Genomic DNA, 10,292 nt, shown 5'->3' on the forward strand with positions numbered 1-10,292 from the left:
TTTGCCTGCTGGGCGGCGGCAAATTGCGCTTGATACCCCCGAATCGTCTTGCGATCGACGCCGGTGATCCGGGCAATCTCTCGCTGACCCTTGCCAGCGGCAATTAGCGTAGCGATGGTGGTCTGTAGATGTGGCTTCAAGACGTTCACTCCGGCAACCCCTCTGCTTTATTCGAGGGGAACAAGGTAACGTCCTGCCTGGCGCTCACATCACTTGCAGCGCCCCTTCAGGTGGGGGAGTTTGAGGTGACCACAGGTGGGGGAGTTTGGCCGACCATCGGGGTTCCGTGCAGACGTCCGCGGACGGTACCGGCTCCGTCACCGACTTTGCTGGCCCAGACGGCAGCTGGATCTGGTGATCCTCGACACGTGAGGCGGCAAACGGGGCGACGCCGGCGCGGTTACAGGCGTTTACAGAAGCAATAACGCTATGAGAGACGGCGCCGATGGCGTCCGGTTACCGGCGGGCCGCGCTAGCTCCTTTGGTCCTTTTACCCATTCACAGCTGGGAGGCGGGTCGCTGCTTGTAGACGTGGGGTACCCAAGCGCCCCACTTGGCTTCGTAGATTGCTCGGTTCTTTTCGAATAGCGCTTGCTTGACTTCTGCGCCCAACTTGTTGAAGGAAGCAGAAAGGTGGTGATGAACGAACACGTCCTCCGCACAAGCGACAGTCAACCCTGCTGCCTGCACCCGGCGGCAGTAGTCGTCATCTTCGAAGAAGCCCACGCCATAGTCTTCGCACATCGGGCCGACCTTCTCATAGGTGCTACGTGGAATCATGGCGCAAAAGAAAGCGACCGTGTTTAGCGAGAACCATTGCCCGATGTACTGGCTGATAATCTGTGCTGCCTCCTGATGCATCGCCTGCAGGCTTGAGTAATGGGTATCGACCTTGGCCTCGTTGCCAATGTTGTTGGTGATCGGCCCTAGGATGCCGATCTCCGGATTATTGCGGAAATGATTGACCATGCGGTCCACCCAGCCGCGCGTGACCACCGTGTCGTTGTTGAGAATGACCAGGTATTCGCCGGTGGCGGCGGCTAGGCCTTGATTGTTGCCGGCGGCAAAGCCCAGATTTTTATCGTTGAGAATTAGTTTGACGTGCGAACGCGACGCTGCCCATTTGCTAAGGTAGGTGGGAGACTCGTCAGCCGAAGCGTTGTCGACGATGATAATCTCCAGGTTCGGATAGTCGCTGTAGGTTTCCAGGCTATCTAGGCAGTCCTTGGTGAGGGCTAAGTTATTGTATGTCAGCACAATGACACTGACCTTCGGCCGGGGCAGCGCCTCAATTGCGCGCTTGAAGTCCGCAACCCGGTGTGCCCAGGTCTGGCCGATGGCAAACTTCTTGCGCTGCGCGATAATGGCATCGCTTTCTTTGCCGTCCGCCAGGGCCTGCTCTAGCTGCAGGATGAAGCCGTCGTGCGTATCAGCAACCCGGACCAACCCGGCGAACTGCGACATCTCCGGCAAATCGATTGAGACAACCGACTTGCCCGCGCTCAGATACTCATAGACTTTGACAGGGTTGGTGGCGAGAGTCAGCGGAATGACTTTGAAGGGCAGCAGGCAGACGTCAAAGGCATATAGATAGTGGGGTAGCTCCGCGTAAGGTACTTCGCCGGTCATGACGACGTTGGGCAGCGCCTTTAGGCGCTCGCCCACGCTGGCCGTATCGGCGCCGACTAGCAATACCAGTACATCGGGAAATGCTTGAGCGACCCGCGCGACCAGATCGGTGTCGAACCACTCGGCGATGGCGCCGTAGTAGCCGATGATCTTCCGACCTTGCGCGTCAACGTAGAGTTGCGCGGGCTGATTGCAGAAGTGCGTGTATTCGCCGGCATTGCGAATCAGCGCGATGCTGGAGTTCCGCTTGGCCGCATGGTTCTGTAGGAAGGTGGAGGTTGCCACGAGAAGGTCGGCACGCTCCATCATCCGCGACTCGAGTTCCAGCAGCTCCGGAGGTACGCTGCCGAAGCCCTCGTGATGGTCCATGCAATCGTAGGACAGGCAAAGCGACTGCATCTGTTTGGCGATGGGATACCAGTAACTGTGCTGGACCAGCGAGTAGGAGCGCTCGCTGCGGCTCCATGCGCGGAACTGGCGCATGCCCTGCCGGATCTGCTCCGTGGCCGAGAAAGTTGGCGCTGCGAAATAAATCGCCGGCGCACCGGCTACCTTGAGCTTGATCTGGTACAGCGGCAGGGTTTCGTCGAGCTTCTCCGCGGAGAAGCCCGGCGCGGCTGAGTCTTCAAAATGGTTGGTGAAGTAATAGACGCGGTGACCAGCACGCGCGAACTCGCGTGCGATATGTTGCGGGCGTTGGATCCGGAAGTGCCAGTCGATAATGCTGAACACGTAGACATCGGGCAACTCGCGCGCGGCGGGAACGAAGACAGCCTGTACGGTACCGGTGGCCGGCACGCTTGCGGCCGGTAGCACGACCGATGCTGCTGGAGTCGTGCTGTGGGCACTGCCCTGTCCGAGTTGGCGGACCACGTAGCGCAGAGTATGGGCGGCAACGCGATTGACCCCGCCATACCGATAGGCATGGCGCACGTCTTGCATGCGGCGCTCGAACCAGTAGGGAACGCTCCTCACCATACGCAGCGGCGCCGTCATACGCCAACTCTTGGTGGCCAGCAGCGTGCGCACTTCGTGCTGCAGCGCCCGCTCACGGTACTCCAGGAAATGAATACGCTCAGCGGCCTGATGCGAAGCAGTCACCAGCGCCTGCTTTTCTTCAGCCAACTGCGCGGCGTGTGCCTGCGCGCCTTTCAACTGGACTAGCAGTGCGTGGGCGCGTGCCGCTTCTGCCTCGGCCTTGGCGGCCGTAGCGAGCTGTGAGGCTTTTGCCTGGCGCAGTTCGTCAATCTCCAGGATGGCTGCATGCAGCTTTTCCGTTGCGGCAGCGAGCAGCGTCTGCAGTTCAGCAGCGGCCAGTCTATCCTTTTCTTGGGTGGCCTCGAGCGAGGCGATTTTTTCGGTCTGGCGCACGATTCGCTCGTTCGCGACTTCCAATGCCGCAAGAGCTTCCTCGCGCACGGCATCTGTGGCCCGTCTGTCGCGCAAGGATTCACGCAAGCAGAGTGCCAGATCGGCGGTTTCACGTTGCCATCCATCGATCAGGCTGAGATCAGAGGTGGCGTGCATGCTCACGCGATACTCCGCATCGATCGATACGTCCGACACCGGCAGGCCGCTATCCGCCAGCACGCTGGTGCGACTGTAGACGAGCAATACCTGGTCGCCGTTCCAGTAGCACGGTTCGGAGGCGCGGGTATCGACCACGGCGCAGTGCACCAGCGACCAGCTTTCGGAAGGGCACAGCGGAATATTGCGCGCGTCGAAGGTCACCTCATGTTCGATGTGGCGATTGACCTCGCGATAGGGCAGCAGCAGGACCACGAACTGCGAAGCATAAGCCGAAATTTTTCGGAAGACTTTCCAGGGGTCAGCGAAATGCTCGAGCGTATTGGATGAGAAAAGCACATCGAACTGCGGCCGCGCAGGGGAATCCAGCAGGTTCTCTTGCGAAAAGCGAACCGAAGGGTAGTTCTTTGCTGCAATGTCGATGGCGTTGCGCGAGAAATCTATGCCGGTTATGTCGGGGAATACTAGTTGCGCTAGCGTTTCTGTGCCGTCGCCTTGCGCGCAACCCCAGTCGCAGACGCTGAGCTTGTCCCAGCGCACCTTTTGCACCAGCCAGGCTGGCATTGCCTTTACCGCAACCTGCGCGAAGAAGCGGCTCTGCTCCTTGCCGCTGTTTTCTTCCCAATCCGAGCTGAAACGCTCGTCCCAGTATTCCTGGCTATTGATAGGTTCGCTATTGCTCATGCTTATGCTGCTGCTCTTTTTTCCACTTGCGCCATATCGATGTCCTGCTCGACGTCGACAAGGAAATTCCCATACACCTTGTTGTTGATCATGGAACCGAAGTAGTGTGCGCCTTCGATGTATTCGTAATACTGCGGATAAATGCTGGCGCGATCCTCCAGGGCAACAGCAAGCAGATACTTGCCAGTATTGAGGTGATTCCTGAAGCGGAAGCGCACTTGCATTTCGTCTCCGGCACGGGTGAAGTCGATGCTCTGCTGGTCCCAGGTGGTCGAAACGATCAGGTCGGTGCCGGACAGATCTTTCATCGAGAACGCAACGCTGAGAGTGCACCGATCGGCGCTGGGAGGCGGGCGCACGCGCACTCGCACCTCGATCTCCTCCCGATCCAAAAGGGTCTCGGCCCGCTCGCCACGAGCATTAAAGATTCCAGCTTCGATGATCGAGCCAACATGGCTGCCCCAATGGTTGATTGGTCGATGCATCGCCATCTGCATCTTCGCGTCGTCGTCAACTGATGCAAGCGTGACTGCGGCTACGTCTGGCACGGAGCCGGCTGCACTATCGGGAGTCTCAGCCGGACTGGACGGTTTGGCCACCTCTCCTGGCTCGTCGATACTGGTAATTTTGCCTTCAGCTTGTCTCGGGGGGAGGCTTTCATTCTCGAACAGGAACTGGTTGTATTGAGCAGTGACTGCAAAGGCGCCGCCGCTCATGCGGATGCGGCCGTGGTCCAGCCAGATCGCTCGCTCGCACAGCGTACGCACAGCGGCCACATCGTGCGAAACAAAAAGTATGGTGACACCGTTCGCCTGCATCTCCTTGATGCGGCGCAGACACTTGGCCTGAAAACGCGAGTCGCCCACTGCCAGCGCCTCGTCAATGATCAGGATTTGCGGATCGACGTGGATGGCCACCGCGAAGGCAAGCCGCACATACATGCCGCTGGAGTAAGTCTTCACCGGCTGGTCGATGAAAGCGCCGATCTCCGCGAATGCTTCGATGGAGTGGAAGCGTGAGTCGATCTCAGACCGAGAGAGACCCAGCACAGCACCGTTCAGGTACACGTTCTCGCGGCCGGTGAAGTCGGCATTGAAGCCAGCTCCGAGTTCAAGTAGGGCTGCGACGCGTCCATTGACCTCGATTGCGCCTGAGGTGCCACCCAGTGTGCCGCAAAGGATTTGCAGCAGAGTCGATTTGCCTGAACCGTTCTGGCCGATGATCGCCACGGTCTCGCCGCGGTGTATCGTCATGTTCAGGTCCTTGAGCGCCCAGAATTCCTGTTGTCGGCCCTTGCTGCTTGGGACGATCAACTGCTTGAGGCGTTCCAGCGGCGACGCATAGACGATATAGCGCTTAGACAGCCCAGCGGCGGAAATGGCGATTTGGCGGGGGGGCGCCATGGCGGAATGCGGTTCAGAGGACATCGGCGAAGCCTTTCCGCGCATGCTGGAACCAAGCTAGGGCCAGCCAGGCAAATGCTATGCTGCTGGCCATGTAGATGGCGAGGGTGGAGATATCGGGCGTGCCGCCGCCGAGCATGACCAGGCGTGCCTGTTCGATCAGGAAGGTAAGCGGGTTCATAAGCAGCAGCGCGCGAAAGCTCTCCGGCAGAGTGTCGACTGGATAGAAGATCGGCGAAAGAAACATCACGACCGAGGTTGCCACGCCGATCACTTGGCCGATATCGCGCAGATAGACACCCAGCGAGCTGACGATCCAGACCAACCCGATGGTCATGAAGATCAGTGGGACAAGAATGAGTGGCAGGTAGACTAGGGTCCAATGCACCGTGCCATAAACCAGCGTTGAAAAGATCACCCACACAATGAGGCTGATGACGGTATGAAAGAAGGCCGTGCCTACTGCCACCCACGCCAGCATCTCGAGCGGAAACACCACTTTTTTGACATAGTTGGCATTGGCAACTACCAGCATCGGCGCGCGGTTGATGCATTCGGCAAAGAAATTAAACAGGATCAGACCGGCGAATAGCACCACGGAGAATTCAAAGCTATTCTGCGACCCGGCCCAGCGAGTGCGTAGGAACATGCCGAACACGATGGTGTACAGCGACAGCATCAGCAGCGGATTGAGAAAGGCCCAGACGATACCGAACAGTGAGCCCCGGTAGCGGCCGACGATATCGCGGCGGACCAACTGCGTGAACAGATGGCGCTGCTGGAGCACGGCGCGCAGCACCGCCCCTGGATCGGTGCGATACTCGAACTCCGTGCCGTCTTTCTTGAAACTCAGGTCGCTCATTGCTTGGAAATAAATTGAGGCAGGAGGTTGTCCATGCCTTGCGCAGCGATATCCGGATCGGGCGCTCGGATCAACTTGTTAGGAGCCGGATGCAGGACCGCGTCGCCTCGGGGCCTGATGGCTCGGTCCAGGATGGGTTCCAGGCGCCTGGCCCAGGTTACGTCGCTCCTGAAGCTGAAGATATCCGCTTCGTCGAAACGGATAGCATTGGCCTGGTTCCAGAGCGCCTCCCAGTCATCGCCCTGGCGGATGAAGAAGACGCCGTCATCCGCACCGCGTGAGCGCATTTCGCCGAACCTGGTGGACCAGATCGGCACGCCTAGGCTGCGATACTCGTAGAACTTGATCGGGTCTACGCCCTCGGTCAGTTCGTTGACGCGGAACGGGATCAAGCCCACCGCGAATTCGCTGACCAAGCGGGCCATTTCCTCGAAGGGGCGCTCGCCGAGCATCTCTACATTGGGCGGCAGATCGCTGGGTCGCGGGATGAATTCCGGCCCGATCAGGCGTATGGTCGCGTGCGGCAGGGCGCGCCCCAATTCTATCACCAGCTTCCAGTCGAACCAGTTGCCGATGGTGCCGACATAACCGATGTACTTGCGCATTGCCGGCTTGGATGGCTCTGGCAGATGAGCCGTTGGATAGCCGTTGAGGACGATTGTGGCATCTTCGCGGATTTTCCGAACCACTCCAGCCAAGTGGCTCGACGAGCAAAAGACGTCGGTGACCGAACCACACAGCTTGCGCAGTCGGCGGTGCATCGACCGCTTCGAAAGCCCGCCATAGAATGCGGGGAAGTTGTCCAGTATGTCGATGAAGGACCGTTCGTGCGCCAGATTGGCCAGCGCCCACTCGGCCAGTGCGCTGGGACGGCCTACGCCGATCACGCAATGGTCGCTATCGGAGGCAAACTGGTGCAGCCTGCGGCGTGCCCGCGCCCAACAAAGGCGATGATTGAGGAAGCTGCCCAGCGGCAAGGGCTCGATCGGCAGCGCAAAAGTGCGCATGAGCTCGATCTTGGCAGCGACGCGAGCCATACCCGACGTGCGGCCACGTAGCCGGTGCAGATCGGACAAGTTTGGCAGGCGGGTGGGGTATGGGTCTACCCACAGGATCGAATCGAAGTCCGCATCAGCAAAGGCACTTGCCATAAAGTGCGGCCGCTGGGCGTAGCTGTTATACGGAACTGAAGAAAAGTAGATCAGCGTCTTATTTGACCTGCCTCTCGCCATGCAGACCGTAGACTTGGGAACTGCTTCCACAGGGATGATCCTCAGAGGGGGGCTAGAACTTCGCTTTCAGGGATCTTCTGAAATGCACTTTCTAGGACCGAGATGATCCGCGCGGCAGCCTTGCCGTCGCCGTAGGGCGATGAGCCACGCGCCATGGCGCGATATGCGGAGTCGTCGCTGAGCAGTTTCTGTACCGCGCGAACGATGCGGTCGGGGTTGGTACCAACCAATTCCGCCACGCCAAACGAAACCGCCTCAGGGCGCTCGGTTTCCTCGCGCAGGACCAGAACCGGCTTACCCAGTGCGGGGGCCTCTTCCTGGACGCCGCCGGAGTCGCTGAGGATCAGGTCGGCGGCTTCCATTCCGGCGATGAAGGATAGGTAGTCGAGTGGCTCGCAGAGCGTCACGCGCGGGTGGTTGCCGAGCGCTTCCCGGACGGGGGCGGAGACATTGGGGTTCCGATGCACCGGGAACAGGATGTCCAGATACGGATTGGCCTCGAGCAGGCGGATAATCGCCGCGCAGATGTCGCCAAGCGGTGCGCCGAAATTTTCCCGCCGGTGCGTGGTCACCAGCATCAGCCGCCGCTTGTCGCTGCGCTGGTATGGGACTTTGGCTGGGTGCCGGCGTGCATCGAACAAGGCATCGATCACCGTGTTGCCGCTGACATAGATGCTGTCGGGCGCAACACCTTCTATGAGCAGGTTATTCCGCGACGATACGGTCGGCGCGAAATGCCACCTAGCGAGGCGTCCTGCCAGCACACGATTCATCTCTTCGGGGAAGGGGTTGTCCATGTCGCCGGTGCGCAGGCCGGCTTCAACGTGACCAATCGGGATGCGATGGTAGAAGGCCACCATGGAGGCCGCCAGTACGCTGGTCGTGTCGCCTTGTACTAGAATGGCGGCCGGCTGAATCTGGCCGATACACTCGTCCAGGGACGTGATCAGGCGTGCCGTCAAGGCCGGCAGCGTCTGATTGGGTCGCATCACATTCAGATCGAAGTCGGGTTCGATCGAAAAGATATCAAATACCTGATCCAGCATTTCGCGATGCTGTCCGGTGGCGACTACGATAGGAGCTAGGTGCTCCGAATTCTCTAAGGCCTTGACTACAGGCGCCATCTTGATTGCCTCAGGTCGCGTGCCAATGACGACGGCAATCTTTATCTTATTCATCTTATTCATTTGTGGTGAGTGAGGCTCAGATTGCTTTACAGCAACGCACCACGCAATAAAGCAAAATATATCAAAAGTGCATCAATGCGCCGCGCGATGTTAGCACATCTGAGATCTGAGCGGCCAAGGTCGGGGGTCCTGGATTAAACTGAAAGTGACGGATAAGTCAAAAGTCATAAATAACGTGGCCTTTATGTCGGTCGTTCGCAGGCCATGAGATAGGTGCGCAGGTCGGCCACGATGCCTTGCTGCGCCTCGTATTTGGCCTGTGACTGCGCCAAGGCCAGCTCAAGCTCGCGCATCTGCGTCGACAGGTCGCCAGCTTGTGCCAACGCTGCAGTCAATTGTTCCTGTAGCGCCCGGGCGTGGCTATCCTTGTCGGCAATCTGCGCCGCCAGCACGCCGTTACGCTGCTCGATCGGCTGCAGCGCTTCGAGCTTTTGCGTCTGGCGCCGACCGAATTCTTGTGCCTGCTGAAGGGTCTGGCGCGTATGGGACAGCTCGGCCACTAGGCGCGCGCCCTCCTGGTTTAGACGGGTGACTTCCTCCTGCTTGACGACGAGGGTCTGTTGCACCTGGCGTAATTCGGCCTGCAGTTGCTGGAGTTGCTGCTCGTGCCGACGCTGGTCCTGGTCGCGCTGGTCCTTGACCGCCTGGCGGTAGTGATCGAGGGCTTCGCGCGCGTGCTGGTGTTTTTCCTCGAGTGAGCGCCGGTGGGCTTCGTTCTCGGCCAGGCGCTCCTTGAGGTCGGCGACTTGCTGCTCGGCCGTGTGGCGCGCGATCGTTTCTTGCTGCAGCGTCTCGCGGGCGCGGCCCAGCGCGTCTCGCTCCTGCTGCAGGGCCGTCTCGACGCGCTGCACGTGCCCGCCCAATTTCTCGGCGTCGCGGTGCGCGGCGGCCAGATGCTCCGTGTGCCGGCGTTCCTGTTCCGCGTGCTCGGCGCGCGCGGCATCGATCCCCGCGTTGGCTTCCTCCTGCAATTGCGCGGCCAGCCGCTCCACCAGATCCTGCAGCGCCTCGCTGATCGACGCCTTGCGCCCGGCGGCGCCGCCGTCCTCGGTATCGAGTTCCCGCAGGTACTTGTGGATGGTCGTCTTCGAGCCGGTATTGCCGAGCGCGATGCGCACGGCGTCGACCGACGGGTGCTTGCCTTGCGCGATGAGCGCGTCGCGCGCCTTTTTCACTTCGGATTTGTAGAGTCCGGTGCGGGCCATCGGGCGTCCTCGAAATATCGTAATGGATTACATACCACGTAATTACATAACGAAATGCCGTGCCTGGCAATGACGATTTGGGAGGAAATTCACAGCGGATAAGGCGGCGTTATCCGGTATCATGCGAAAATTCGGCCGGCGTTGGCCGCTTTGACCCGTAATACGGCCTTCGGTCAGGAGCCCCCGATGAGCAAGCTCGACCAGTACCTGCGCGCCGCCACGCGCGACAACACGCGGCAAAGCTACCAATCGGCGCTGCGGCACTTCGAGGTCGGCTGGGGCGGCTTCCTGCCGGCGACCGCCGACAGCATCGCGCGCTACCTGGCCGACCATGCCGAGACGCTATCGGTCAACACGCTGCGGCAGCGCCTGGCCGCCTTGGCGCAATGGCATCTCGACCAAGGCTTCCCCGACCCGACCAAGGCGCCGGTGGTGCGCAAGGTGTTCCGCGGCATCCAGGCGCTGCACCCCGCCCAGGAAAAGCGCGCCAAACCGCTGCAGCTCGCGCAGCTGGACCAGGTCGTGCGCTGGCTCGATGCCGCCGGCGAGACGGCACGCGCCGA

7 protein-coding genes and 1 pseudogene are annotated in these 10,292 nt (G+C 60.1%); 1 reads left to right on the forward strand and 7 read right to left on the reverse strand.

From position 1 onward, the window contains the following. The 7 genes from D769_RS32085 to D769_RS28480 all read right to left on the reverse strand — a co-directional run. A partial coding sequence (locus tag D769_RS32085) for a helix-turn-helix domain-containing protein (RefSeq protein WP_152415099.1) occupies positions 1–149 on the reverse strand: 149 nt, incomplete at its 3' end. A gap of 349 nt (positions 150–498) precedes the next feature. Next, positions 499–3,840 (reverse strand): glycosyltransferase, encoded by a 3,342-nt coding sequence (locus tag D769_RS28455; protein WP_008651938.1) that lies wholly within the window; start codon positions 3,838–3,840, stop codon positions 499–501. A gap of 2 nt (positions 3,841–3,842) precedes the next feature. Further along, a complete protein-coding gene (locus tag D769_RS28460; protein WP_008651940.1) occupies positions 3,843–5,267 on the reverse strand; it encodes an ABC transporter ATP-binding protein in 1,425 nt (474 codons plus the stop codon). Beyond that, positions 5,257–6,105 carry an ABC transporter permease gene (locus tag D769_RS28465; RefSeq protein WP_008651942.1) on the reverse strand — a complete coding sequence of 283 codons (849 nt, stop codon included), beginning with the start codon at positions 6,103–6,105 and terminating at the stop codon, positions 5,257–5,259. Before D769_RS28465 ends, D769_RS28460 begins: the two co-directional genes overlap by 11 nt. Next, positions 6,102–7,367: a glycosyltransferase gene (locus D769_RS28470; RefSeq protein ID WP_152415100.1), complete on the reverse strand. Its 1,266-nt coding sequence runs from the start codon at positions 7,365–7,367 to the stop codon at positions 6,102–6,104. Before D769_RS28470 ends, D769_RS28465 begins: the two co-directional genes overlap by 4 nt. An 11-nt stretch (positions 7,368–7,378) precedes the next feature. Beyond that, positions 7,379–8,515 (reverse strand): UDP-N-acetylglucosamine 2-epimerase (non-hydrolyzing), encoded by a 1,137-nt coding sequence (gene wecB / locus D769_RS28475; protein ID WP_052018188.1) that lies wholly within the window; start codon positions 8,513–8,515, stop codon positions 7,379–7,381. Between the two features lie 191 nt (positions 8,516–8,706). Continuing rightward, positions 8,707–9,729 (reverse strand): DNA-binding protein, encoded by a 1,023-nt coding sequence (locus D769_RS28480; RefSeq protein WP_008651947.1) that lies wholly within the window; start codon positions 9,727–9,729, stop codon positions 8,707–8,709. Between the two features lie 186 nt (positions 9,730–9,915). Here D769_RS28480 and D769_RS28485 point away from each other — a divergent pair. Beyond that, positions 9,916–10,292 (forward strand): annotated as a pseudogene (locus D769_RS28485) (Tn3 family resolvase); the annotation flags it as partial.

Origin of the sequence: Cupriavidus sp. HMR-1 (assembly GCF_000319775.1) — a bacterium.
GTDB lineage: Bacteria > Pseudomonadota > Gammaproteobacteria > Burkholderiales > Burkholderiaceae > Cupriavidus > Cupriavidus metallidurans.

Bases quoted from the DNA above. Each gene is read 5' to 3' on its own strand.
- D769_RS28455 (WP_008651938.1), bottom strand. From the start codon at position 3,840: ATGAGCAATAGCGAACCTATCAATAGCCAGGAATACTGGGACGAGCGT.
- D769_RS28460 (WP_008651940.1), bottom strand. From the start codon at position 5,267: ATGTCCTCTGAACCGCATTCCGCCATGGCGCCCCCCCGCCAAATCGCC.
- D769_RS28465 (WP_008651942.1), bottom strand. From the start codon at position 6,105: ATGAGCGACCTGAGTTTCAAGAAAGACGGCACGGAGTTCGAGTATCGC.
- wecB (WP_052018188.1), bottom strand. From the start codon at position 8,515: ATGAATAAGATAAAGATTGCCGTCGTCATTGGCACGCGACCTGAGGCA.
- D769_RS28480 (WP_008651947.1), bottom strand. From the start codon at position 9,729: ATGGCCCGCACCGGACTCTACAAATCCGAAGTGAAAAAGGCGCGCGAC.